Raw genomic sequence first — 26,780 nt, 5'->3', positions numbered from 1 at the left:
CCAGATTCGGTTGCACTCATCGATTGGCTACCGCACACCGAACGAGGTAGAGTCCGAATGGTTTCATCGTAACCAAGCAGCTTGAGAATCGGCAAGCCCCACTGTCCGAATTCCTTCCGGCTCCTCACTCGGGAGCGAAATGACCATTCGGACGGTATCGAATACTTGCCAACCAAGTCTCGGCTCATGGGTTGCGGTGAGCCGTTGAACTTATGCGCTACTAATCCCTAAACACATATTGGTAGGCTCCCCCAGCAGCTCGTGACGATCGGGCTCTGATTCGGGCCGCGTTTCCTCGGTGATGCGCAAGACATGCGCATTCCGCCGAATCTTTGTCTCGTTGCCTGCAATACCACGCGGTGAGATCCGTGACGACGTGAGCTTGCGTGAGGTCGGGCGCCAGCCGAGAAACTCCGACAGAACCTCATCGGCGGCAGGCTGCAGCGACCGTCGGCCTTCGACCGACCCCACGGCGGGATTGGACGTACAGATGCCTTTGATAGGCTCCGGCAGCAGACACAAACCACAACGCCCGAGTGAAGCCGATCTCTCGCAGCTGCACAAACCCGGCTGCACCTGGAAATTTATGAACGCCGATACTATTCGGCCCTTCTCGAAGCTGCTACTTGTCTGAACCGGACGACCCTGCGGGCCGGTGCGGCGTCGAGTACAAGGCTCCCGGCCCGCAGTTGCGCCATCCTGACCCGTCGGCCGCAGGCCGAAATCCATCAAGCATCGGGCAGCAGCAATTGATCGTCCTGGGTGTCGCCTACCTCGACCTGGATGACCGTCCGTTCGCAAACGCTGAGCGATCATTCCACGGAATTGCGCTGATGCGCGTATCGCTCTCGGATGTCACTCAAGTGCAGCCACGGGAGCCTAGCGAATAGCCGGGGCGCGGTGTGGTCATTGTCCTGTCCGGATTGACCGGCGAAGGTCTGGACAGCCCGCTCGGCGGCAACAGTCTGCTTGGTCACCAGCGTGTCGTTGATTCGCAGGCCCGCTTCGCGCTGTCGCTGGATCAGGTCGTGCTCAAGATCCATGCGCATCTCGTTGTGGAAATCGGTGACGTTTTCGTATCGAGACAATGCTTTGGCCGTGGCCCGCGCGGCGGACTTTTCCATATCGGTACTCAGTTTTTCGTACAACGTAGGAGGTGCGCTCAAGTGCAGCAGCTTGACTACCACAGGCAGTACCTCGATGGTCAGAAACAGCAAAAACAACAGAAGCTGTGCGCGGCCGAGCGCTGGTCGATCCTGCCCCAGCGCGCTGAGCGCTTCGAGACGGGCCAGCAGCCCGTTGTCGTTCTTCTCCAGGCTGGCATAACCATTGACCGCGTCATTTTTCGCGGCAGTGAGTTGATCGATCTCCTGCCTGAGTTGTGCGACCATGGACGCCGCCGCCGGGGCCTGCTGCTGCAACGTCGCCTTGGCCTGCGCCACGGCCTGGTCGCGCTCGGCCTGAGCGTTGTCGAGGTCCCGCAGCGCCTGCGCCTCATCTGCCTGATCTTGTCTACAGGCTTCCGCGCAACCCGGCACGTGAGTGCCACCTGTTCCGTCTTGTTCGGCTTCGGCTTTTTCCTTCGCGCTGTCGTATCTGGCAGTCGCGTCATCGACCCGTTTTTGTGCGGCCGTAACGGCGTCGTTGCTCGCGATCAGGCTCGGGTCTTGATTCGCTTTTGCTGTTTCCTGCGCCAGTTGCTGCTGGAGCTGCGGGATTTGCTGATAGGCCTGGTTGCTGTTGATCTTGTTGTTGTATTCGATCTGTTTCTGTTGCTGCTGGACATGCATCTCGGCGACGATCTCGGGCTGGAAGATCCGCAGCACCAACGGGGTGGAGACTACGGTTCCGATCAGGATCGCCAACGCCAACCGCGGCAGTGCAGCGAGGAGATTGCGCCACCACCCGGATTGCCGCGTCATGCCGATCACCAGCATCCGGTCAAGGCTCAGAATCACCGCACCCCATCCGAGACCAATCAAGACAGCCCAGAAGATCGGGACACCGAGTGCCATCTGGAGAGCGAACGCCGCCGAGACGCTGGCGATGGCTGCGGTACTGAGCAGAACCGAAGCCATTGCCACATAACGAAATCCGTCGACGGGCGTCTCGTCGAGTAGGTCGTGCCGGATTCCCACCAAGCCCACGAGCCATCGCCGGACCATCGTGCCCCCCTCATGCCACGCCAGGCGGATCGAGTCGCGAGCCTATCCTCGAAACTGTTTGCCGATCAATACATCTCGGTACAACTCAGACTGGACAGGCCTTTCGCCTCCGTACGATACACCGAAATACCCGGCCGTGATGCGGTCGATCGTGCGCCGGCGGTAGGTCGTCTATCGTTGAGCTGAACTTCGTCTCTGTCAGTACGACCCGAGTTCGACAGGGGCTCGAGGCCGGGGGGGTATATGTCCGATAAACCCGTTTCCGAAAGCTCCGCGCACGACGCGACTCATGCACCGGCAGGCACAGGAGGTCTGGCCGGGTCGCATTTGGGCACGGGCGATCTCGGCGCTGGTTGGGGTGACACCCTGCTCGCTAGCGGAGCTAGCGGAGCAGGTCCCGATGAGTCGGTGCTGCCGTCGACAGCACCCCCCTTGGGTTTGGTTCCTCGTACGATGCACGGCCGAGATCGAATGAAGTACACGCTGAGTTCGATTCTGCACACCGACCCCGGTGGCAGGATTGTGGTTCTGCACGGTATCGCCGGCGGCGGTAAGAGTGCCCTGGCGCTGTGGCTGGCGATGCAGGCGCGCGACCACGGTGTCGATGTGCATTGGATTCGGGCCGATGATGTGCGGACATCGATGGTGGCGGTCGCGGCGGCCTACGGCATGGATGAACACGATCGGCGGCGTGCACGGTCCGACGATTCCTGTGCTCGTGACCTTGCTTGGCGTCATCTGGACAGCGCGAACAGGCCGTGGTTGCTGATCTTCGACAATATCGACGATCTACGCGGCGATGGCCTGCTGGGACGTTCCGGTGACCGGTACGACGGTACCGGCTGGATTCGGCAGAGCAACGCGGGTCTGGTGGTGGTGACCACTCGCCGTGGCGATCAACTACCGTGGGGCGACGTTGCGGAACTACATCGGGTCGAGGTCCTCGACGGGGAGGCCGGCGCCGGGTTCCTGTGCGAGCTGGCACCCGGCGCCGGAGCACACGACGACGCGATCCAACTGTCCTTCCAACTGGGAGGCCTGCCGCTCGCACTGCGCCTGGCCGGCAGCTATTTGGCCTCACCACTGGCGAGATACCGGTCGTTCACCGCGTACAGCGCGGCGCTCCGAACTGATCTCGAACTACTCGACGCCGGCGAACCGCTCGCACAGCATTTCGGCGACGAGGCCTCCGCCCGACGCTCGGTGCGCCTGACCTGGGAGCTGTCGCTACGACTACTGGAAAGCCACGGACAGGCGGCGGCACGCCCCCTGCTGCAGCTGCTGTGCTGCTTCGGTGCGCCACATCCGATCCCGCTCGAATTGTTATCCACTGGGCCGGAATTGACGATGTTGGGACCCCCCGTCGCCGAGCTTTCCCAGACCGCGGTGGATCGCACGGTCCAGAGTCTGCAGACCTATGCGATGGTCGACCATCCCGACCGGTCGGCCGGTGCGATAACCGGCGCCTGTGTGACGCTTCATCCGCTGCTGGCGGAGGTCGTATCCGCCTCCTGCGACCAGACCCACGATGCAGTTCCGATATGGCGCTGCGCCGCCTCGCTGCTGCGGAGGTTCGCCCCCGAAACCACCGAACCCGGCGATCGCGAACGCTGGCGACTGCTGCCGCCGATGTGCCGGCACCTTCTGGAACGCGCCCCAGTCGAGCCGGACGACATCCTCACCACCACAATCGACATAGGAAACGAATGCGCCGCATACCTCATCCACACCGGCGCACTCCGGGATGCACACGCTATGAGCACACGCACCGTCGATCGACTCGCGCACCTTTCCAAGCGGAAATCAGAATACATCGAATTGCGGCTGAAGACTCGTTATGTTGCCGCCACGGTAAATTTCGAAAGCGGTAATGTCGGCGTCGTCTGCGGTGAACTGCGCACACTCCTGAACGAGGCCCGGCAAACCTTGCCCCCACGGCATTCCGGGATTATCGCGATACAACAAAAGCTGGCGCTTGCCCTGGCGACCGCCGGATCGAGCGCCGAATCCGAACGACTGTACCGTGAACTGCTCGACAACCATGCGGCAGACGACGGCTCGCAGCAGGAACTGGCGACTCGGTTCGGATATGCCCGCCTGCTCGACTCCATGGGACGCTTCGACGAGGCCGAGAGGCAACTGCGCACCGTTTTGTCGGCCCTGCGAGCGATCGATCGAGCACACTCGCACAGTGCGGCCATTCTCGCTGTTCGCACTTCTCTGGCCAGTGTCTGGGCGGGCCAGGGCAGCCTGGATCAGGCACGAAACGAGCTGACCCAGATTCTCGAAGCTCAGGAACAACTCTATGGACCCGCCAGCCCGCTGACTCTCACCACTCGGATGACGCTGATGGCAACGTTGCGGGGACTACTGGACACCGACGCCGCGGATGCCCAGCTCAGTCAGATGCTGCGGATTCAACGAGACGCCCTCAACCCCGAACATCCCTTCGCATTGATCAGCTACGCCAGCCTGATCGGCCAGCAGGCCAGTGAAGCCAGTGAAGACCCGATCGCTATTGAACACAGCTTGCTGGTAGTGGCCGACACCATGGCTCGAGTGACAGGGGAAAACAACCCGATCGTGCTGGGGATTCGGGCGCGCGCGGCGGCCCACCGCGCTGCCCACGATCCAGTCGGTGCCGAACAAGTTGTCGAAGACCTGCTCGACACGCAAACACCGCTGCTCGCATCCACGCACCCCTCGATGCTGGCCATTCGCAAAGTGCACGCACTACTGGTCGCGAAGTCCGGCCAGGACAATCCCCGGGCACAAACGCTGTTGCTCGATCTCCTGCGGGACAATGTACGCGCGGTCGGCAATGACGTTCCCCAAACGATAGATGTGCGAATCGCGGTGGCACACATCCTCCGGAGGAATGGCGATCTGGCCGGCTGCACAGAACAGTTGCGCGAATCGATCGCAGCACTGCAGCGGCTGTTCGGTCCGAACCATGAGAAGACATGGCCTACCCGGGCGATTCTGGTGCAAATACTGTGCGAGCAGGAGCGTTTCACTGAAGCCGCGCAAGAACTCGACTCGCTGGTGCAGTCGACGGAAGCCGCGCAGCCGGACTCGGCGAATTTCTTGCAGCCGCGGCTGATGCGCGCCCAGCTCCGATTCGTAATGGGCGAAATCGCCGAAGCCGAAGAAGATCTCAGAACGATGCTGAGTTCGCTGCAAAGCCTCCCCGGCCGAGAGTACGAAATCCAGATCATGCGCTGGTTGCTCTGCGACGTCGTCCGAGCGGACGGGGGACGTCATGCCGAAGCCGAAGAACTGCTCACCGATGTTGCGAGCACGCTGACCGAACTCGATGACCCCGGCGCTGACCTGGTCATGGTGCGATTGGAACTGGGCGAGCTGTTGCACGAGCGCGGCAAGCCGGTGGCGGCTGAACGACAGCTGCAATTGGCCCTTGCGGGAATTCCGGATGAGGACCTCTCCGGTCCTGTCGCGACACGTGCGCAGCGGGGATTGTCGATTGTCGCCCAGGAAATCGCGGCCATCGAAGACTCCCCGGGTATGAACTCGGCGGGTCTCCAAAACGAGGAAACCTCAGCAGGGCATGCCATCGATGCCGTCGAGGGCGGCCACGCCGAGCGCCCGGTAGCCGACGTCGATTCGCCCGACGGCGGTTCCTCGCTGTCTTACATTCGTGATGCCCAGCAGCGGCCTCGGATGGTCCGACAGACCGGTCGCGGTTCCGCGGGTCCGATGGGAGGTGATCAAGAGTTCGCGAGGACCCTGCTGGGGGCCGGATGCGGTGTCCCCGCCGCTCCGGGTGTGTCCGCGACACCTGATGCGATCTCCTCCGATCTGCGACTCCGGCTACTCGAACTGCAGCGAGCGCGTGACACGGTCCGCGATGTAGCAGCCGATATGCGGCTGTGTAAGCAGATCGCGGAATTGGCCGGCAGACGCGACCGACCGGAGGTGGATCGTGCGTATGCCCGTCACCGTTATGGGCAGGTCCTGTGCGATCTCGGGTTTCCGGCCGCGGCTCGCGGGTGGCTCACCGCCGCCCTTGCCGGTTACCGGCGGCTCGGCAGTGTACCGCTGGACGATCAGCTGGAATGCATGGTGGACGCCGCGCTCCTCGAGGCCGCCCTCGACACAGTCCGCGCGCGAACCCCACGCCTGGCCGATGTCCACACACATGTGGCCGAGGCACTGGGTCCTACCCATCATCTTGTCTTGCGGCTGCGGCGCGGCTTGACCGAACTACTTCTCGCACCTCATGACTCGCGCGCTGCACGGGAGCAGCTGAGCGACATCCTCGCCGAGCACCGGCGATCTGGATACAACCTCCCAGAAACAGCGTCGGTACTGGCCGCCTTGGCGTCCGAGGTATCGGCCGAGGGAGACATCGCGACCGCTACACAGTTGTACGACGAGGCCCTCGCCATACTCGGCGAGCATCTGCCGGGGGATCATCCCCGGATACTGGTCGTCCGGGCAGCCCGCGCCGCCGCAACAGAAACGACTCGGTACACCGCTGCGGTATCCCAGCTGACATCCGTGTTGAACAGGCAGCTACTGCGTCGCGGCCGCGGCCACCCCGAGGTCGCGGATACTCGTGTGCGGTTGGCTCGCTGCCTTGCCGACGACGACAAGCAGCTCGCGCAGCAACAGCTGCAGGCCGCCATTCGCAGCCTGCAGCTCCGATGGGGCGCAGGACACCCCTCCGCGCGTGCGGCCGTGAGCATGGCTGCCCGAATCACATAAGACGATGGTTGCGACGAGTGGATCCATCCGGGTACACAGCGCGGGATCACATGTCGTCACGCCACGGTATGACTTTGCGGTGCGCTTGCGTGGCCTCGTCGTAATCCTTCAAAGCCCTGCCCAGTTCACCGTCTACTCGTTCCAACGACGACTGCACTTGCCCGAGAATGCGACGAGCAGTTTCGAGGACCGAACCATCTCGCTGCCCGATGCTTTCATTGCCGTCGGCATCGTCGTCGATCCGGATCAAACGTTGCAGCACTTCGTTGTTGGCCGACGCATACGCCTGCAGAGCAGCGATCCGGGACGCGTGCAGGTCGCGTAGCTGCGCCAATTCGGTGGCCGCATCGGCGCAGCGTTGTGCTGCGGCAATCCGATCGGATTCGCCCCTTTGAATTTGCTCCAGCGCCGCACGGGTCCGTTCGTCGAGCGTGGCCCGCCGTTGTGTGCTCAAGGTCACGAGCTGTTCGGCGGTGTCCCGCAATGCTTGCTCAGCCTCGGCCGTCTCGTCGATCATCGCATCATGGTGCTGAATGAGCCGGTCATATTGTTCACGCACTTCCGGCAACGCTTCCGAAAGCTCACGCAGACGGCTCAATTCGCCCAAGCGGCTGGATAAACGTTCATACTCCACACTGCTCGCGGCCAATTCGTCGGCCGCCTCCTCCGCCGACTGCAATTCGAGTCGGGCTAAGGTGAGCTGCTCGGACAGCACGGTCAGGGCAGTGACCTTCTCCTCGAGATACACGCGTACGGGTTCACCGATCAAGGCCGTGTCGGCCAGCGCGGTAACATTGCCGACAAGCTGGTCTACCCCGCCGAGCGCGTCATCCAAGGCAATCACCACCTCGACCGCAGCGGAGTCGGCCTCGGCGTCAGCCAGAGCTGCGGCAACGGTTGCAGCCGACCATTCGATCGCATACTGCAGCACTCGCAGGCCGGCGCACCGGTCGGCGTCGTCGGTGACAATGTCCTGGATCATTACGCGAGGGTCGTTCATCGTCATGGCCGGATTCGGAGGGGTGCGCGGTGGATGGCGCCGGTAGCGATGTCACGAAATTGCAACGCTCCGTGGGCTGTTCGGCGGGTCAGCAGGTTCACTTCATAGCGTCCGGCCGGCAGGCGTGGGCCTCCGTCGACGGTGTTGTACTCGAGCCAGGGGCCGACGCCGCGGTCACGGATTCGCACCAACCGTCCCACCTCCTGGTCATCGGCGACTTCAATTGCGAGCCCGGTCGTTTCGGCCGCCGGTACCGGCAACACTACTGATTCGAGTCGGCCATGATGCGTCCGGTGGGCGAGAAGGCCGATCGTGTTCGGAAACGTAGCGTCCACCCGGATCTCGCCCGCCGCGATGCGCCGCGCACCGACCGCCGCCGACCACGGCGGAACGATCCGAACCGAATCAGTCACCGCCGCCGCGGTGCGGGCAATGGCTGAGACGACCGGTCCGATCGCATTGCCACCGGTGATCACCAGGTCGGGGAGCAGCGGCTCGGTGATGCGGGCCAGCAGATCGGCAACGACCCGGCTTCCCTGCGCGGCGATCGGGTGCAAGATCGCTGCCAGCTCCTCGGCGCGGATCGGGCCGCACCCACCGCCCTCTGGGTACACGATCGCCTCACGATAGCGCGGGAATCGCTCGGCACGATCCAGAATCAGCCGGGCGCGCCGGGCGTGGAGGTACCGCTCCGCGTGCAGAAGTGGGGCCTGTTCCATCCTCGATCGCCTGTCGCTGCCAGTGAGCCATGCCGCCACCGGATCCAGGTCGGAGATCGCCGCACATTCGGAGTCCAGGACTCGAAGAGTGTTCCCGGTCCGCAAGCACACCGCAGCGGTCACCGAACCGGCTCCCACATCGCATAGCAGCGAGCAGCCGTCGGGGCCGTCCTGGGCGGCCGCTAGGCAGGGGATCGTCGACTGTACCTGTACCCTAGTGAACGTTGCCCTGCTCAGCGCTTCAAGCCTGGAGTAGGTCGCGCTGGCCGCCTGGGACGAGTCTTCCGGTGTGCCAGTTGCCCACCGATCAGAGACCGCGACAACGAGGGTGGTGGGTCGCACGTCGATCGCGGCGGGGTCGGGCAATCCGGACCGGACGAGTGCCGCCAGCGTGGGCGCGGTGCGGTGGTGGAGCTTTGTGGTCGGTGTCGGTCCTTGCCACGGCGACTTTGATGGATCCACAACTACCTTGGTGCACACTGAGCCGATATCGATCCCTATAGGCACGCCCGGGTGGCTGCTTCCGCGTCCGGAATTCAAATCCCTCAGCCTCCGATGGCCCGTCGGAGCCAGCTCCGCCCGTCTCGGCTCTGCTGCTGGAATTTCTTGAGAGTCTCGGATACTTGGCCGAAGAGTCTGGGTAACGGCGTTTCCAGGATGGCAGGTTCATCACGGCCGGGCGTCCTGTCGGCCGCAAGCAGCAGAGCTCGCACCACAAGTTCGAGTTGGGCTGCCGCGTCGGCGACAAGCCGCCGATCGTGATCGGATTCGACCGATCCGAGCCGACGGTCCAAGTATGCGCGCAGCAGCTCTAGGCCAGGTGCGTACGGTCGAGGATGCCGCGTACGCCGGGACAGCAGCGCGGTGGTTCGGCTGGCCACATGGAATGCCCGGTCGGGGGCGGCAAACCACCATGGGCTGCGGACCGCGGGAGCGATTTCTTCGGGCAGCGCTCCACTGCTGACGTATTGCGCTATGGCAGTCGCGACCTCCTCTACGCTCGCGTCGCTAGCCAGAAGTTGCCTCAGATTCATTATGTTCCTCGTCTTTACGTCCAATACGTCGGGCTGCGCCAGCAGCGGTTGCCATCGACGGAGGTCGGGTGCATCCAACAGCTGACCATTGCTGTGGCTGATCTCGGTGCAGACGGCCCGGAGCACTGATGCCTTACCGGTGACCGACGAACCACGGGGATGGATCAACTCCCACAGCATCGGCAGAATCGAATCGGCTTGCCCAGTCCATCCGACACCGAGCGTGGTCGCCACAAAGCTGATGAACCGATCTCGTTGCACCTGTGACCAGTCGTCACGTCCGGATATCTGTAGTACCCCTTGCCGATATTGCCACGAATCGAACCGAGGTCGGACCCGTTCTCCGTATCGGTACAGCGTGAAGTCGATCCATACCTGCTGAATGTCGTTGCACTGCAAGGGCTGCCGCAGCAATGCGAGCAGCGCGCGCAGTGGAGGGTCGGTGCCGCGGTACTCCGGTTCCACGTCGTAGAGCACTGGTAGCACCGAGCCCAGCAGGGCATCGAAGTCGGTGGCAGACAGCCGTTTCCGAGCTGCTTCCAAAAGCGCGCGGACGATGTCCGGATCGGTGCGCCACCAGTGGGCGACGTCTTCGGCCAGAAGGGGATCCGACCGCACTCGCAGGCCGCGGTAGAAGACGTCGCTCAGCCTCCCCCACGGGGAGGCCGACGCCCCGGCTTCGTTCAGTGCGTACATCCAGTCCCTGTCCGTTTCACTGGAATTCACGAACAGCAACTTGGCGATTCTACGGGTCAATCGCGGCGATTCGACAACAATACGCGCCAATGGCTGCCACCAGGACTGGTCCTGTCGAGTTATGTTGATGAGTGCCGCCACCGGAATGTCGCTGCCGAAGACGCCGAGGCGTCGTCGATCAGCTTCTCCTATCGCGACAGCGCCCTGGACTGTGGCATCGATTTTCGAAGCAAAAGGCCCGAGCCACCGCAAGGTTCCATCGGTGGAATCGGCTTCGAGTGCGCGGATCATCGCGCCCGTCAGATCCTCGTCCGAGCAATCCTTCCGCTGGTGCCGCAGGACTTCCTGCAGTTCGTGCAGTTGGCGGATGTCGGCGCTGTCGAGCAGTGCGGACATGATCTCGCGGCGTTCTCCTTGTGGCAGTCGCGAAAGGTTTCCGTTCTCATGCAGTCGCAGAACCAGCGACGGCCGCAGAGATCGCGTGCGGGCGTCGGCCAGAACGATGCTCGCCAGATCCAAGTCTTCCAGATCCCGCGACACCGTTTCCGCGTCGCGGTTATTGGTTGTCACCAGCGTTGCCAGATGGGCGAGCACGGCGTCGGGGCCGTGTATCTGGCGGAGCCGCCGTAACGACTGTGCATAACGTGACGCCGGAGATGACAGCGGGCGGCCGGACAGCATCGGTTTGGTCGGATCGAGGATGACGTCATCGGCTTTCCCAGCTGCGGTGAACGTCAGCGCCATACCGTGATTCGCGCCCGAGTCAGCCCATATACTCGCGCTCAGCCAAGCTCTGGCACCAGCTGGCAACCAGCGCGCGACCGAGTCCAGCAGAATCAGCCGATCCCGCACATCGATGGTTTTTTCGACGATCGCGACCGGCCCGTCGAGTAGCGCGGCAGCCGCCTGGACGAACAGATCCGCGTCTGGTTGCCCCGCCTCCCGACATGCGCCGGAGGATTGCAACGACAGCTCGAATGCGCTGCTACGCAAGGGATCCGCATCGTCCACGAGAGGTTCGGCCGCGACGACGGCATCGTAGAGATCGACGAATCCACAACCCGCCCGAAGGAAGTCGTCGATCGGCACACAGAAGAACCGATTGGTGACGATCCGGCGACGGGCGGCATCCACATTGTCGGTCCATGATCGTATGACGATGCCCAGATATACCTGCTCGGTTCCCTTCGCTCTGACCGGCGTGAACCACACCCAGGGAAGTCCAGCGGGTGGCGGATCATGCAGTGGTGGCGAGTTGCCGGGACTGCGACGAATAATGGCACCGAGCTGCTTCACGGTATAAGGGCCCCGGCTCGAGGCGAGGACGGAGTATTCGTCGTACGACCCCGGAGGCTTGCTGATCGTTGCCCAGCCGGCAACAACGCGCGACGTCACCGTTTTGCTTTCAAATTGTCGAACAACCAGATGAGCGGTTCGATCACATTGAGGGGATGGACCTTACCCCGGATTCGGAAATCACCATCGCCGACCTGTTCGACATTGTGCGGATCACGCGCTTGAAACCTTCCGTTCACGCTGTAGAATCCGATCGAAGACGTCACAAAATATTTTACCCGGTCTTCGTAGAAGTACCTTTCGAGTGCTTTTGCGACCAGGTTCGTATTAGTATGGTCGTCTTTGCAGAGCTCGTGAAAGAACTCACCGGCCCGGCCGTCCTCTACCATGGGGAAATACGGTGGCGCGGTATCCCGAACCGAGTAACCGCGTCGGAATGCCTCCTGATAGACGTACGGCTGGTCGAATTTGGTAATGCATACGGCGACGCAGTGCGGAAGCCGCGTGCCGTGATAGCCAGGTTGGAATATCCGTGACGACAGCTCCTCCAGCGTGCCCTGAAAATACTTGAATGCGTCGCCCAGCCGGACGTCACGTCCAGGATCGAACAGATACACGATGCCCTGGCACGCCTGAAGGTGGTCCAGCATCTGAGTCCGATCGGACATTTCGTCGAACTCGATCGGGTCGGTATCGGCGAACTCGAGATCGGGCTCTTCGTCGGCGCCGGTATGGTCCGGCGCGTGCGTACCGCCGGGCACATCCAGCACATCCAGCTCGAATGCCTCGCGAGCCGTCATCGGTTGCCGCCGTCCCAGACCACCGGGGAACCTGGGGCTACCCGGGACGGACCGCTCGCCGGTGAATCGGAAGGTCATCCCGTTGGCGGCATCCGTGGCTGTCGGGAAGACGCGCTGATCGGCCAGCAGGTCGGTCATCTGCTGTAGAAAACGGCTGGACGGGCCATCGGTGCCGTTCATGATCCAATTGCCGGGGCGGCGGCTCAACAGAGTGGCGATTTTCAGTGCCGCGAGAAATGTCGTCTTGCCGCTGGCCGGCGGTCCCCACATGCCGAGGCGAAGCTGCACCGGCGGATCTGGCTGCGAGTTTGTCATACGCTGTTCTCCTGCTATTTCCGGTAGCTCAAGATGGGAAAATTCAACGGAGCCGCAGGAGGCTCCGGCTCGATCAGCCCGGCGCGCGCCGCCACATCCGCCGCGGTGGCATCGTCGAGTAACACCGTTCTGCCTGGCGGCGCCAGCGCACGCCACACCGTGTTCGCCTCCCGGCTGGCGGGACTTCGCTTCGCACACCATTCCGGGCGATCCCACACCGCCGAGCGCACGACGTCGAACCGTCGAAGCCAAGTGAGATGACCTCGCCAATCGTGGCGATTGGGGCAGGCAGCGACCAGACCATCCTGAGCAGGATGCGGCGGGCGACCGCCGATGATCACCAGCCGTCGCGTCACCGCGGGCGTTCGCCAAGTCAACCGCCGCGCTCCGGCGAGGGCATCCTCGAGCGGCGCGGCCAATGATTCCAATACTCGAGAAGCAGCGAACTCTCCGACGGTGGTGCGGGCGTCGGACAGCGGGCCGAAGTCACCACCCCGCAGCACCGACTGCGGACGGCGTCCCAGGTGATCGTCGTACCCGAGCACGGCGACGCGGACGCTCTCCGGCCTCGGGTGGTCCCGTTCGAGCAGATCGGCGATCTCACCGACGAGTTCGCGACGCCGAGTGACTGCCCCAGGATTGCCCGCGAGCTCGATCACCACGGCCAGATCCAGGCCGACACGGTCGGGCTGGTAAATCGGCGGGATCCGGTCGAGTAGGCCGGTCCACGACTTCACTGTTTCGCGGCGAGCGGCGGTCGGCGCGATCAGCGATATGACTCCAGGACGTTCGAGCGTGAACTGAAGGCGCCCGGCGCAGTCACCGGGCGGACAGCGCCAAACGCTCACCGGGACGGCCTGCCGCGGCGAGGTAACCGCATCTCCCCCTACCACGGCGATGATCAGATCGGTCGCGGTGTCCGGGACCGCGATGTCGAGCGGCGCCTGTCGCGCTGCCGACGCGGTGTCTCCGGGACGGAACAGTGGGTGCACGTAGGGATGTGTGTTGCCGTCGTCATCGACGGCCACGGCGACCAGACCGTATCCGATACGCGACGGGAGCCGCGACGTCGCCGCGAGCAACAGGTCGGCAGCCGATTCCGGACCGGTTGGTTGTACGGTCTCGAACGCCGCGGCTATCCGGTCCGGCAGCGACCAGCCCGGTAGGCCGTGGAGGACCACGATCCGTTCGTCGGCGTCTCCGCTGATGCGCTTCGGAGGCACGAGTTGGGCGTCGACATTCGGAATGATGGCTGGTTCGCCGTGTGCGTCGCTGCCTACGCCTCCGGCCAACCGGAACATCGCGCCGTCGTGGTCTTCGGGCAAACCGGTAACCAGTGCCTGCCACGGCACCAGCCGGTCCGGTTCGGCCGGAATGGCCGCACCGGCCGAGTCGATCCGCAGACGGCATATCCGGACACCGGTTTCGGCGATGTCGACAACGGTCAGGGTTCTGGTGCCGGGCGCGTCGCCGCCCAGCCACCGAACCGCGTCGGCGAGCGCATCCGGCGAGCCGCTCCGGCGAGCGGTCGCCGATTGCCGTCGCGCGGCGGCTATCTCGTCCTCGGTGGCGCGCCCACGCACCAACTCCAGCAGGCGACGTAGCCGAACCTCGTCACCACGGTCGGGAAAGCCACTGGCGCGGGCGGCCGCGACTACGTCGTAGCGGCAAGCCGCCTCGGCGAGCTCCTCGTCGAATCGTTGCCTGTGCTCGTCGGTGATGCCGCCGAGCCACGGGCCCGCCCGCAGCACCCAGCGGCAGCGCGGGCACACCGCCTCGTCGGAGATATCGCGCAAGCACACCGGGCACATCGCCGAAGCCGGAGCGGTCATCATTGCTCCGGATCCGGGACATCGATGGGCAGAACCTGCCGGGTATGCGCGTCGCGTTGCTGCGGGGGCACCTTCTGTAGGCGAAGAGCCCGGCGGCCTTCGATGTTGTCGAACAGCAGTTGACGCACTGTCCGTGCGTTGCCGAACCGGGCCCCGTCCGCTTGCCGACGGGCCTCGAGCCAGCGCACCGCCTTGGCGTGCACACCCTCGGCCAACTCGAGTCCTTCCGCTGCCGCCATCCGCTCGAAGATCAGGCGCAGCTCCGGCACCGTGTAGTCGGCGAAGTCGAGACGTATGAGACGGGAGGCGAGTCCGGGGTTTGTCAGGAGAAGCTGTTGCTCCATCAGGTCGGTATAGCCCGCGAAGATGACCACCAGCCGTTCCCGGTATTCCTCCATCAACACGAGAAGTTCCGCGATCGCTTCCGGTCCGAAGTCTTGGCTGCCCCGGCCGGCGAGCTCGTATGCCTCGTCGATGAAAAGCACTCCATCGAGCGCCTCCAACGCCTTCTCCCGGGTCTTGGGCGCGGTCTGCCCGACGTAGCCGGCCACCAGATCCGCCCGTCGCGCGACCACGACATGCCCCGCGGCCAACAGCCCGAGTGACCGGAATACCTTGCCCATCAGCGTTGCGACAGTGGTTTTTCCGGTGCCCGGCGATCCGAGGAAAGCCATGTGCGGCGCGGCAGCCCGACTCCTACGCCCGGGCTCCTCACGGCGGATTTGTTGGATCGCGGCAAGCTGACGGACGGCGGCTTTCACCGACGTCAGGCCGACCAACGGCGTGAGTTCTGCCAGCACCTCGTCCAGCGTCGGCGCTTTGTCCGCGTATCGCCGATACCGCTCGGGAAGGTCGTCGACAGTCACCGGTGGGACAGCCGTTCCGGGCACGAAGTCGATTCGGCTGGCCCAGGTCCGCTTGATGTCCTTGGCCAGCTCGCGCATCGTGCGACCGTTCCCGAAGCGTCGGTTACGAGTGCGATGCATGTCGGCCACGACGGCACGCAACGTCTCCACCAATTCCGGCGTGCAGGTCAACGTGTGTTCGGTGGTCAGCTGTTGCATGAGAATGGTGTGTAGTTCGTCCGGGCCGTAGTCGGGGAACTCGATTCTGTTTCCCTCCGGGAATCGGCTGGCCAGGCCCTCGTTGGTGGCCAGGAACTCCGCCATGCGGTCGGGGTATCCGGCGACGATGACCGCAAGCCGGTCGCGGTGATCCTCCATCGCGGTGAGCAACCGCGTGATCGCTTCCGGACCATGCCCCGCGGCCAACCCGTAGGCTTCGTCGATGAACAACACGCCGTCCAGGGCCCGCCGCACCACGGCCGCCGTGCGTTCGGATGTGCCGCTGACATAGCCACTGACGAGATCGTCGACTGACGCCGCGACGAGATGCCCGCCGGCGAGTAGCCCCATATCTCGATACAACGCCGCCACCATGCGGGCTACCACGGTCTTACCGGTGCCGGGATTTCCGGTGAACACCAGGTGCAGGGTCGGCCGCTCACCGCCACCACGACCCGTCGCACGCAACGCCGCCTCTGCTTCCAGCAACGCGCGGTGCTCGGCGAGGAAGCGTTTGACCGGCGCCAAGCCCACCATCGCTTCGAGTTGTTTCCAGAGATCCCCACTGGGCTGGACCTTCTCCACGTACAGACCGTGGTCGTCGAGTGCGTCGACGGTGAGCGGAATGCGTCGTTCAGCGAAGGACTCCAGGTTGGGCAGCCATATCTTGACCGGCAGTCGTTGTGCGGCCATGGCCTGCGTCAGGTGCTCGAGCGCTGCCCAATCCCCGACCTCCAGGCCGCGCATCAGCCGCGCATAATGCACCACTCGGTGCAGTTCTGCCGGGGCGGCCTCCCCGACCGTGGTGACCGCGGGGGCCGCCGCCCGTTGCCCCAGTTGAATCAAGTGGTCCTCGAGTTCCGGCAAACCACTGGGTCCGCGGATGAGGTCGATGACAGCGGTGAACTCGTGCCGCGCGAACAGGAGCACGCAAGTGTTACGCGGTCCGACCTCCCCGCTGCTCCAGCGGCGGAACATGTCCGCCGCAGCCCGATGAACAGGTACCGGCATATCCGACAGCCAGGTCTGTGCATCCGGCACCACCACCGCGGTCCGGACCGAATGCTCGGTCATCAGCCCATCGATCATCTCGAGCCGCTGCGGATCGCTCGCCGTCGAGCGGTCGCGTGCAGAGATCTTCCCCGGCCGTTCGTGGCCGGTGCCTCCGGAGTGTGGCGTGTCGAGCAGCATCAGCCGCCCCAGGGGCCCTCCGAAGCGACCGGTGGTGACAACCCCTGCGCGGCGTGCGGTTTCGTCGGTTTCGGCTCGGGTCAGCTCCCGGGAGCGTCGATCCCGGAAATAGACCGGCCGCCGATAGTCGCTGTAGACGATGCGTTCGTAACCGGCGAAATGGAAGATCTCCCAGAGTAGTTCCTCGATCGTCCGGGGCAGGAGATCGGCGCCGACGAGCATGTCCGTGACTCCGGACCCGTGGATGATCCACAGTGGCTCACCCGGAACCGGTCGGAGGGCGCCGCGGAACCGCTCGCAGAATGCCGCTGGCACCGGAAAGTCCTGTGCCGGCGACGAGACCGGATGGTCGGGCGGCGTCACCATCGTCTGGTTCGGTTTCACACCGAGAGATTCTCGGAACCGGTGGCGGGGGCTGGCTCCGCACTCCGGACGAGCCGGGATACGTCGTTGCGGGTTCGGTCCGGCTCAGCGCCTTCTTCTGTCGTTCGCAGGTCGATACCGGTTCGATCCAGCACGCTCTCGTGAATCGACTCGGTGCGCAGCCTGCGCTCCTCGGTGCTGGCGTCGGTGTCGAAGTTGTGCAGCCGCACTGTGGGTGGCGCCGTTTCGTCGGGGCCGGGGGCAACTTCGACCACGATCTCCCCGCGGCTGGCCCGGTTGGTGCTCTTCGCCAGGAATGCCGCACGCTGATCGCCATCAACGTATCCGGCGTCGCCGTCGACGACCTGATAGTGGTGGTGGCGATCGAGAGCATCAGTGATGAGTTCGGCGAGGTTCGCCCGCAACTGCGACGAGCGCAATGCCGTCATGGCGGCAACGACCACGGAATCGAGCCGCTGATCCAGTTCCGGAATGGTTTCGGCGATCATCTGCCGCAACGTCTCAGCTGTCGGTGGAGACTCGTCGTCGCGCACCTGAACCAGTAAGGCATCGACTTCACCCGCGAGGCGACGCAGCGCTCCTCGTGACCAGTGGTCGACATCGGGTGGTTTCACCGTGGCGTCCGTGCCGAACGCCGCCGCGACATCGAGTGTGGAATTGTCTCTGACGAAGCCTTGCAACTGAAGCAGGTCCCGCTCGGCAGCGCAACGCAGCGCACGCCATTCGGCGTCGAGCACAATCAATTCCGCGCGCAGCGCGCTCATCGCGCGACACAGCCCCCGCGCATCCGACAACAGGTACGCCGGGGTGTCGTGTCGCAGATCCTCGTGCAACGCCGCCGACTGCGTATCCAGTTCATCCAGCCGGCCCGGCAGATACCGTTCATGGGGGAGAGCGATCACCTGCGCCCGGAGGATCTCGACATCGCGAAGGTATGCCCGGGTCAGTGCCTCCGCGCGATCACGCTCACCGGACAGCCCGGAAATCTTCCGTTCGAGATCGTTGACTCGTCGATTGTGTTCGGCACGTTCGGCATCGAGCGACCGCTGGAATTCCTCACGTTGTGTCCGCAATGCCTGAGCGGTTTGGTTGCGAAGGCGCGACTGCGACGTACGCACTTGGGTGAGCAGCGCCTCCGAGGTCTCTTGCAAGCGCTCTTCCGTGCGCGCCTCCGCCTGCCGCATGTCTTCGCTGAGATCAGCGAGTGCGTGCTCGAAATCCGCGTGACGCGCATCGATCTCGGCGCGGGCCCGGGCGATGCTCCGGTCGGTATGTTCGCCGACCCGGCGCAGGAGGTTCGGTAGGTCGCGTCGTACTTGCGCGAGCTTGCCCGCATCGGCTTGCAGCCGGTCCCAGTCGGATTGGTCGACAAAGATGCGCTTACGACCGCTCACCAGCACTCCACCCCTAGTCGATGCCGGACCCGAATCCGCGATTCCGGTCCCGTCTTGACGCCGAGTATACGGCAGCTTTCCCGCTACCAGCTTGCAATTGTCAGGTCACGAAACCTTCACTGCGACAAAAGAACCAAGCGGTCGGCAAACGATTCGCACCCGCCGTGGGCCACCGCGACGTCACGTGCGGCCAGTCGCGCTGCACGTCGCACATCCCGCTGCTCGTCATGGGCCAGTGCACCGTAGAAGCGAGTGCAGAAAGCCACTCCGCAATCGGCAGGAACCGTTCCCCGCCAGCCGATTACCGTTTCGGCTACGTCGACGAACTCGGCCAGAAATTCTTCGCCGTCATCGACCGAGAACACCAGCACACGGATCGGCGGCGCACCGTATTCACGAGATAGGCTCATACGTCGCGCAAGCGTGTCGACCGACACCACTTGCGGATCCTCAGCTGGATTTTCCAGGATCAGGGTACGGTTCTCCGCCCGATACTGCCCGCACACATGCACGATCTGCGGGTTCTCTGTCATGAGTGCGCCGATATCTGTTGCCGCGGTGAGGTTCCGAGCCGTGACTCGCAGGAACCCGGCCCGCGTCACTCGGTGGATCGCCCGAAACTCTCGATCGGCGCGCAGTCGCTGCAACGCGATATCGAATGGGCTGGCACCCAGCAGGACGACCGACCATTCGCCGCCATGGTGTATCCGGCCAGTGTCAACCGATGGCAGCGCCGGAACAGTAGCGGCGATGGGAGGTGCGGGATATTTGCTGCTTCCGGTCAACGCGCGCAACAGATTCTCCGCACCCGGCACGGTGAACTCGAGCACCCGATACACGCTGCCGGAAACCGGGGACAGGAACGCCGGCACGCCATCGACATCCTCACCCGGCAGGATGACCGGCAGAATCCGCTCGAACCATCGCCGACGATCCCGATACACCAACTCACGCAGCAGAGCAGCCTCGAAGGTCACACCTCGGCCGGTACCCTCAACCAAGCCCTCGTCGGCATGCCTGCGATACGCCGACGAGGCAGCGACGAGGATGTAGTCGGCTTCGTCGATCTGCTGGTGCATCCACGTCGGCCAGTCCTGCCGACGCACCTGCTCTGGCAGGTCGAGACGAGCATCGATACCATTCTGCCGCAATAAGATCCAAAGATTCCGCACAGCCAGCGCGTGAGCGGGATCCTGTTTGGCGTAGGAGATGAAAGCCCGGATCGGCTTGCCGGCGTGCACCGTCATCTCACTACGGCCCTTCCTCGGCGGCCCGCGGCCCGGCATGGCGGTCGAGCGCTTCGTCGAGGGCTGCCAGCAGCCCCGCTGGGGGCACTCCAATGAGCGTGACGGAGCGCTCGTTGATTCTCAATTCGGCTGTACGCGAACGGTTTTCGAAATCGTATCCGACGCCCCGGAGTCGATCGGTGAGGTGGTGGACGACCTGGTTGGTGCTACCTCGAAGCCCCCTGCCGTTGTTCCTTTCCGCCATATATCTGCCATCGATCAATACGTCGATCTCGGATAACAACTCCGCGACCCCCTCGGGCGGGTGAGATCGCAACCGCCTCAGGGTGAATCCGGTGAAGCAGATGACGGTCGTATCCACTCGTGAACGGATCAGACGTACGAACTCGGTCAATCCGGCCGCCTGCAGCATCGGCTCACCGCCGCTGAGGGTCACCCCGTCGATCGGCGGTCCGGACAGCACCTCACCCGCCAACTCCGCGGGTGCGACCAGCCTGGCCTCTTGAAACGGAATCCATTCGGGCGCAACACATCCCTGACATGAAAACGGGCATCCCTGTACCCATACAACGGCTCGTCGACCTGGGCCCAGAGATTCAGCGGTAACCGACACCGCCGCGACATTCAACATACCGGGACCGCCCCCGTACCCTGGAGGCTGCGAAGCCAGCTGCCGACGAGTTCGCCCTGCCCGTTCCTCGATATCCGCCACTGGGTTCTCCAGCCCCGGACTGCCGGGCCCGCTTGTCGGTATTCGAACCCTCGTATCATCGACCGACTCTGGCGAAGCTCGCCAGTCCCCAAATGACCAGCGTCCCGTACAGCGGCGCTATAGACCGTGAGATCCAGATCTGCCACGCGGGCAATCAATGTCGTAGACGCGTCAGCACGCGGCGGTATACCCCAGCATTCGACGGCAGCGGCGGTTGGATCGACGAGAGCCGGGTCCATCTCGAAGACCGGAACCTGAGGTACTGCTCGCACTGCCGCCTCGTAGAGTCGACGGAAAGCGCGCTCCTGGTTCAGGTAGTCGGTGTCGATGACAGCGAAAACGACAATCGCGCCAACAACCAGGACAGCGATCGAATCGACACCTTTGGTCAACGCGTAGCCACAGATCGCGGTAACCACCGGAAGAAGCCAGCCCTTGGTGGTGACAGCAGACGCACCCGCCATCCGAGCAATCGCCGCCTGCAGAAAATCCGGATGCTTTCGACGATCATCCGGATCGACATCGACTGTGCCCACGACCGTCCCACCCGACTCTCGCCTCGATCGACATTTCCCGGCTCGCACCGATCGGATGATCAGGCAGCCGAGGTCAATCGTACTGTCGCACCCGAGTTCGGCATGGGTTGCGTGCGTGCCGCCCCACCGAGTTCCCCGCCCCGGCGCTGCCGAGCAGGCGCAACTCGAACCAAATGCTGTGACATCCAACAAGATCCCCGAAGCGGAGCCTCGGACGCCACGTCCTCGGCCTGCCCACGGCCCGAAGACACTGCGGGAGACCCAGCGAGGTAGCGCAAGCGGCATGCTCATCCTTCTGGACTCCGGTCCTCCACCCCGCAAACTGCATCTCGCTCAGCTGCACCGAATCACCTTCGCACCGGGCGCAGGCGAGTGGAGGATCGGTCTGCTCAGCGAAGGGCCCTGTGACCGGCCTGAGCGGGAGCGAGCGTGGCGGGGCCGGCACCCTCACGACACACCGGGATCGGTCTCGATGGTGTGGTGCCGCATCCGCCCACGCTGATAAGTCGGACGTGCTGCGAACGAGGGCTTCGGCACGCCTCAGGTCGCTGCCTGCCACCGGCCTGGCAATACAGGCCAGTGCCTCGACCTGCTTTCCGGGGCGGGGTGAGGTTCCCCCGCTTTCTCGGAGAGCTTGATGTTCCCCCGGTTTCGTGGAGTCGGGATACTGGACTTCAGGCCACGGGCTGGATGGACGACTGCATCATCTCGTACTCGATCGGGGACCGCATACCAAGGGCCGAATGACGGCGCCGGCGGTTGTGGAAGATCTCCAGGTATTCGAAGATCGCGTTGGCCAGCTCGATCCGGGTCTTCCAGCGTTGCCGGTTCAGTAGCTCGGTTTGCATTCTGCCCCAAAAGGATTCGATGACGGCATTGTCGTAGCAGTCGCCGATCGACCCCATCGACGGCACCAGCCCGGACTTGCGGGCCCGGTCGGTGAAGGCCCAGGAGGTGAATTGCACCCCGTGGTCGGAATGAATGATGGTCCCGGGCTGGGGCGAGCGGTTGGCGATGGCCATGCCCAGTGCGTTGGTGACCAGCGCCGCGGTCTGGGTGGAGTCGATGGACCAGCCGACCACACGCCGCGAATAGACGTCCAGCACGACAGCGCAATACACCTTGCCCCCACGGGTGTAATGCTCAGTTATATCCGTGACCCACAACCGATTTGGCGATAGTCGGGCGAAGTCGCGGTTGACGAGGTCACCGGCGGTCGGGGTCTGGTGCTTGGGACGTGGACGTTTCACCCCGGGCAGCCCCTTGATCGCGGCACGGGCCATCAGCAACTCGATCTGGTTGTAGCCCACGCGGATTCCGAGCCCGAGGCTGAGCTCGGCGTGCACCCGGGGAGCGCCGTAGGTACCGCGGGAGGCGGCGTGCACAGCGCGGATCTGGTCGATCAACCAGGCATGACGGATCGCTCGCTGCGACGGGGGACGGGACCGCCAGTCGTAGAACCCGGATTCGGACACGTCGAGGAGCCGGCACGCGGCCTGCACCGGCAAGCCCTCGCTCGCGATCGTGGCTATGGCCGCGTATCTCCTTTTGGGTCGCCTCCCTGCTCCTTCAGCAGCTCACGGGCACGTTTCAGGATCGTCACCTCCTGCTCGAGCTCCTGGATCCGCCGCTTGGCCGCCGACAATTCGGCTTGTTCCAGCCGGGTCGCGCCCGGTAGCTGGCCGATGTCGATCAGCTCCTGCTTGCGCCAGACGTAGAACGTCTGGTCACTGATCCCCAGATCAGCGGCTACCTGCGCCACCGGGCGACCGGCAGCAACCAGGTCCAGCACCTTGCGACGGAACTCCTCGGGATAACGCCTGGGCACGAACAAATCTCCTTCGATGATGTCGTGACCAAGAAGTCAAGCAAACCAACTCCGTAGAACCCGGGGGAACATCACGCTCTCCGGATTAGCGGGGGAACCTCAGGGCGCGTCGGGTGAGGGCTTCGGCACGATCGACGAACCTAGCGGCGCGGGCGGGGTGGCGGCTGGCCAGCATCTCGCGGACGAACAGGAATGCGCGCCGTGCTGCTCTATGCGGTCGGAAATGCCGCGGGCCAGGCCTTCGGCGCGATCGGTGAGCCCAGCGGCGTGATGAGGGTCTCCGGCAACCAACACCTCGGCAGTACGGGCAAGCGCCGAATCCTTCGTCCCCCGGCTCGTGATGGCGCGGGCGACGGCTTCGGCACGGTCGGGGTCGCTTCGCGCCACCGCCTCGGCACTGCGGGTAAGTGCCCGACATCTCGAGGATGACCAAGGAACCCGCGACCGTCGCAAATTCTTTCGGGCGCAGGGCTCTCGACGCGCGGGCCTACGGTGTCGACCCGCACGTCGCCGGGCCGTGCTCGGCGTCTCAACGCTCAACAGTCGGCCATCAGCTCGAATGACTGGCCGTTTGCGAATCCGCCTCCCTGTTCCGCCCGGCCTCAGCGTCCGGAAAGTTGGAAAAGTTCGGCGATCCAGCCATTCGGCCTTTGGCCGGTGACGACCTGAGCGTCGAGATCTGGGCGATAGGTCTTCATCGCCTGGGTGATGCGATCCGGCTCGTTGTCGAGCGCACCGGAGAATATGCGAAACCCTTGCAGCCGTTTGATGTAGGTGGAGTTCGGGTCGAACGTCCGGCTCCGGGTCAGCTGACTCAGCCGCCCGAGGTACTTCTCCCGATCTCTTGGCGCGATCACGACAGTCGTTAGGGGGCCCGACCTGTCGACCCGGACAGTCGCTATGTAATCCCAGCCGATCACCGGCGTGGCATGACCCCGGACTTCTTCTCCCACAACCCCTTCCGCCGTGATGACCAGCGGCATGGTCCCGGGACCGAGAATCGACGAAAGGATTCCAGCGATTAACGCAACCGCGAACACGAGCCCGAACAGCAAGAAGAACACGATCAGCGCCGCCACGACCCGCGGCAGATCAGGAAGGACGTTCTTGTCGCTGAAGGCCATGATCGGGCCGAGCAGTCCCACAATTGTGCCGAGCAACGACCCGGCACGCAGAACCATCAGCAGCTGCGTTTTCCGGGGCACTTTGAACGAGGTCTGCACGGGCGGCTTCGTGCCATCGCTGCCATCCCGATGAGGGATCGGAACCTGGGCCGGCGTCGTGCCCGCGGGTTCGGTCACGAGCAGTGTGGATGCCAGAGCAGCGCGTGCCAGTGGAACGGTCGGCCTGCGACCCGGATCGGCATCCAACATCTGGAGGAGCAGGGGACCGAGCACACCGGCACGGCGGGGAGGGCGGATACTGTCGTGACCGCCGCCGGTCGTCGGCAATACACCTTCCACTGCCTCGTAAAGCGTGGCACCCAGCGAATAGAGGTCGCCCGCGGAGCCGCGGTCGGCACCAGTGAATCGTTCGGGTGCCATGTAGGCGGGGCTGCCGATCACCGCCCCGGTCGCGGTGAGTTTGGTGTCCTCGTGATATACCGCGATACCGAAGTCGGTCAACATGACCTCTCCCGAGCCCGCGATCATCACGTTCGCCGGCTTGACGTCGCGGTGCACGACGCCCGCAGCGTGGGCGGCACCGAGCGCATCCAAGAGAGCGTCGGCGATCCGGGCGACCTCACCGACAGGCAACGGTCCTCCCGTATCGAGCCGGTCCTTGAGCGAAGGTCCCTCGACGAATTGCATGATCATCCACGGCTGCCCGTCGTCGTCGAGCACGTCATGGACGGACACGATGTGCGGGTTGTCGCGCAGCTGGGCCGCATTACGAGCCTCGCGAGCCGCCCGGACTGCCCGTTCGACCTGCCCGGTCCCCGACGACGGCAGCAGCTCTTTTGCGGCGACATCGACGCGCAGTACTTCGTCGAACGCACGCCACACGCGCCCGAACCCGCCGGCGCCGACAACGTTGATCAGCCGATATCGCCCACCGATCAGCAGACCCGGAACTGATTGCGCCACTGCCCGTCCTCCCCGCGCGATCCCCTCGCCAGTCCGATCAGGATAATCCAAACCGCTGTCGGCGCCCTCCTATATTCAACCTGCTCGTATGCCCTTGGAGATCGGCCGTCGGGCACAACTTCAATTGAGCCCGCGCTGCGGCTGAATCGCACAGCAGTCATCCATCACCGATTTGATGTCGTCGTCCGCACCGCCCGCCCGCGCCGCCTGGTCGCGCCTCGATGCTTAGACCGTGTCTCACATGGGTGTGATTCGTTTTCTGTGCGTTGAGATGGGTTGTGTTGCATCATGATCAGTCGTGGTTGATGCGTTGTCGTTGCGGTTGATGAACCGTCACGAGTAAGGGACCGGCTTCGGTTTCAGACCAGCGCCGGTCGGCGTGGCGATTGTTGAGAGTAGTACGCGGCTTCGTATTCGGCCGGACTCAGGTAGCCCAGTCGCGAGTGCAGGCGGGCGTTGTTGTACCAGTCGGCCCATTCCATGAGCGCGAACTCGACCTCGGTGAGCGTCTTGAACGGGCCGTGCCGGTTGACGACCTCGGTCTTGAACAAACCGATGATCGATTCGGCCAGAGCGTTATCATAGGCGTCGCCGACCGAGCCGATCGACGCTGAGAGACCTTGCAGGGCAAGTGATTCGGTGAACTTCACCGACGTGTATTGCGACCCGGCATCGGAATGGTGGATCAGACCCGGCTCGATCGGGTGCCCGTAATGATCACGCCGCCACACGGCCATGTTGAGCGCCTTGGACACCAGCGAGGTCGTTTTCGTGGCCGCGGTGGTCCAGCCGACGATCGCACGGGAACAGGCGTCGCACACGAACGCCACATACGCCCACCCGGTCCAGGTCGACACGTAGGTGAAATCGGCGACCCACACCAGATTCGGCGCGGCGGCGGTGAAGTCACGGTTGAGCTTGTCACCGGCACGCACGCCGTCCTCGGCCGCGATGGTGGTGCGCAGCTTGCGGCCACGCACTACGCCGTTCATGCCGACTTCACGCATGATCCGATCTACCGTGCAGAAGGCCACATCGTGGCCGCGGCGGCGCAGATATCGGGTCGTCTTCCGGCGTCCATACATTTCCTCCGGTTGGCCTGCCAGACCACGTAATGCGTTCTCCACGTGAGCATCTGCGACGTCGCGCGCCGACGGTGGTCGACGTCGCGCCTTGCGATAGGTCCTCGGCGCGATCTGGATTCCGTGCGCGGTCAGCGCACGACAGATCGACTCGACACCGAAGACCTGGCGGTATTCGTCGATGAACCCGACGATCAGCGGTGTCGCGGGTCGAGTTCCCGCGCGAAAAAAGCCGAGGCCGCTTTCAGGATCTCGTTGGCCTGCTCGAGATCTCGGACCTCTCTACGCAGCCGCGCCAGCTCCTCACGCTCGGCCGCCACCAACCCCGCACCGACCTTGCCGGCCGGCGGCGCACCCTGGGCGAGCGCCTTCTTCACCCACACGCGCAATGTCTCGTAATGCACGTCCACCAGCGGGCCGATCGCGCGCGCGGCGGCATACGGGGATTCGAACTCATCGAGGCGCTCGAGGACCAGACGGACGGCCTTCTCGCGAACCTCGGGCGGGTAACGCTTCGTCATGATGGGAACCATCTTCCACTAGGAAGAAGCGGCCCCCAACCCGTGACGGTTCACGGTGCCGGATGAGTTGTGGGAGTTGGTCGAGCCGTTGTTGCCGGAGTTCCGGGCGCGTCCGCAGGGGGGTGGGGTGTCGCCGGTGGATCAGCGGG

14 protein-coding genes, 1 pseudogene and 1 other annotated feature are annotated in these 26,780 nt (G+C 64.1%); of the genes and pseudogenes, 1 reads left to right on the top strand and 14 read right to left on the bottom strand.

What is annotated here, in order from left to right; all coding sequences use genetic code 11:
* Positions 1-812: 812 nt before the first annotated feature.
* A complete protein-coding gene (locus tag ACWDSJ_RS36995) occupies positions 813-2,138 on the bottom strand; it encodes a DUF4407 domain-containing protein (RefSeq protein ID WP_450037492.1) in 1,326 nt (441 codons plus the stop codon).
* A 498-nt stretch (positions 2,139-2,636) separates the two neighbouring features.
* Between ACWDSJ_RS36995 and ACWDSJ_RS36990 the strand changes: the two genes are divergently transcribed.
* Complete coding sequence (locus tag ACWDSJ_RS36990; protein ID WP_450037491.1) at positions 2,637-6,893, top strand: hypothetical protein; 4,257 nt, start codon at positions 2,637-2,639, stop codon at positions 6,891-6,893.
* Positions 6,894-6,939: 46 nt separating this feature from the next.
* Here the strand turns inward: ACWDSJ_RS36990 and ACWDSJ_RS36985 are convergent, their stop codons facing one another.
* The 13 genes and pseudogenes from ACWDSJ_RS36985 to ACWDSJ_RS36925 all read right to left on the bottom strand — a co-directional run bounded on the left by ACWDSJ_RS36985 (position 6,940) and on the right by ACWDSJ_RS36925 (position 26,631).
* Positions 6,940-7,899 carry a hypothetical protein gene (locus tag ACWDSJ_RS36985; RefSeq protein WP_450037489.1) on the bottom strand — a complete coding sequence of 320 codons (960 nt, stop codon included), beginning with the start codon at positions 7,897-7,899 and terminating at the stop codon, positions 6,940-6,942.
* The gene (locus ACWDSJ_RS36980; RefSeq protein WP_450037487.1) at positions 7,896-8,735 is read right to left on the bottom strand and encodes a hypothetical protein; all 840 of its coding nucleotides are present in this window, start codon (positions 8,733-8,735) and stop codon (positions 7,896-7,898) included. Before ACWDSJ_RS36980 ends, ACWDSJ_RS36985 begins: the two co-directional genes overlap by 4 nt.
* Before the next feature lie 422 nt (positions 8,736-9,157).
* Positions 9,158-11,737, bottom strand: coding sequence for a hypothetical protein (locus ACWDSJ_RS36975; protein WP_450037485.1), 2,580 nt, complete (start codon positions 11,735-11,737; stop codon positions 9,158-9,160).
* Positions 11,734-12,753, bottom strand: coding sequence for a hypothetical protein (locus ACWDSJ_RS36970; RefSeq protein WP_450037484.1), 1,020 nt, complete (start codon positions 12,751-12,753; stop codon positions 11,734-11,736). The genes ACWDSJ_RS36975 and ACWDSJ_RS36970 overlap by 4 nt, the downstream gene beginning before the upstream one ends.
* Positions 12,754-12,767: 14 nt before the next feature.
* On the bottom strand, positions 12,768-14,585 hold the full coding sequence (locus ACWDSJ_RS36965; protein WP_450037482.1) for a hypothetical protein: 1,818 nt from the start codon (positions 14,583-14,585) through the stop codon (positions 12,768-12,770).
* Positions 14,585-17,224 (bottom strand): AAA family ATPase, encoded by a 2,640-nt coding sequence (locus ACWDSJ_RS36960; RefSeq protein WP_450037481.1) that lies wholly within the window; start codon positions 17,222-17,224, stop codon positions 14,585-14,587. Before ACWDSJ_RS36960 ends, ACWDSJ_RS36965 begins: the two co-directional genes overlap by 1 nt.
* On the bottom strand, positions 17,221-18,618 hold the full coding sequence (locus tag ACWDSJ_RS36955; RefSeq protein ID WP_450037479.1) for a hypothetical protein: 1,398 nt from the start codon (positions 18,616-18,618) through the stop codon (positions 17,221-17,223). The genes ACWDSJ_RS36960 and ACWDSJ_RS36955 overlap by 4 nt, the downstream gene beginning before the upstream one ends.
* 116 nt (positions 18,619-18,734) lie before the next feature.
* On the bottom strand, positions 18,735-19,865 hold the full coding sequence (locus tag ACWDSJ_RS36950) for a toll/interleukin-1 receptor domain-containing protein (RefSeq protein WP_450037478.1): 1,131 nt from the start codon (positions 19,863-19,865) through the stop codon (positions 18,735-18,737).
* Between the two features lie 4 nt (positions 19,866-19,869).
* Positions 19,870-20,496, bottom strand: a complete 627-nt coding sequence (locus tag ACWDSJ_RS36945) for a 4Fe-4S single cluster domain-containing protein (protein WP_450037477.1) — start codon at positions 20,494-20,496, stop codon at positions 19,870-19,872.
* The gene (locus ACWDSJ_RS36940; protein WP_450037476.1) at positions 20,490-21,113 is read right to left on the bottom strand and encodes a hypothetical protein; all 624 of its coding nucleotides are present in this window, start codon (positions 21,111-21,113) and stop codon (positions 20,490-20,492) included. The genes ACWDSJ_RS36945 and ACWDSJ_RS36940 overlap by 7 nt, the downstream gene beginning before the upstream one ends.
* A gap of 674 nt (positions 21,114-21,787) precedes the next feature.
* Positions 21,788-22,941 (bottom strand): annotated as a pseudogene (locus ACWDSJ_RS36935) (IS3 family transposase).
* 602 nt (positions 22,942-23,543) lie between these two features.
* Positions 23,544-25,028, bottom strand: coding sequence for a protein kinase domain-containing protein (locus ACWDSJ_RS36930; RefSeq protein WP_450037475.1), 1,485 nt, complete (start codon positions 25,026-25,028; stop codon positions 23,544-23,546).
* A gap of 359 nt (positions 25,029-25,387) precedes the next feature.
* Positions 25,388-26,631 (bottom strand): IS3 family transposase gene (locus ACWDSJ_RS36925; RefSeq protein WP_450037474.1). Its coding sequence is split into 2 segments (ribosomal slippage): positions 25,388-26,337 and positions 26,337-26,631, totalling 1,245 coding nucleotides; the frame shifts between segments, so codons are not numbered across the junction.
* Positions 26,216-26,344 (bottom strand) — a sequence feature (AL1L pseudoknot). (Overlaps the previous gene by 129 nt.)
* Positions 26,632-26,780 lie beyond the last annotated feature (149 nt).

It is taken from the genome of Nocardia sp. NPDC003482, assembly GCF_053588115.1.
This window is presented reverse-complemented; position numbering and strand designations above follow the sequence as displayed.

What these genes read in the sequence shown, in the direction of transcription:
- ACWDSJ_RS36990 (WP_450037491.1), top strand. Translation starts at nt 2,637, where the DNA reads ATGAAGTACACGCTGAGTTCGATTCTGCACACCGACCCCGGTGGCAGG.
- ACWDSJ_RS36985 (WP_450037489.1), bottom strand. Translation starts at nt 7,899, where the DNA reads ATGACGATGAACGACCCTCGCGTAATGATCCAGGACATTGTCACCGAC.
- ACWDSJ_RS36970 (WP_450037484.1), bottom strand. Translation starts at nt 12,753, where the DNA reads ATGACAAACTCGCAGCCAGATCCGCCGGTGCAGCTTCGCCTCGGCATG.
- ACWDSJ_RS36965 (WP_450037482.1), bottom strand. Translation starts at nt 14,585, where the DNA reads ATGACCGCTCCGGCTTCGGCGATGTGCCCGGTGTGCTTGCGCGATATC.
- ACWDSJ_RS36950 (WP_450037478.1), bottom strand. Translation starts at nt 19,865, where the DNA reads ATGACGGTGCACGCCGGCAAGCCGATCCGGGCTTTCATCTCCTACGCC.
- ACWDSJ_RS36945 (WP_450037477.1), bottom strand. Translation starts at nt 20,496, where the DNA reads ATGTTGAATGTCGCGGCGGTGTCGGTTACCGCTGAATCTCTGGGCCCA.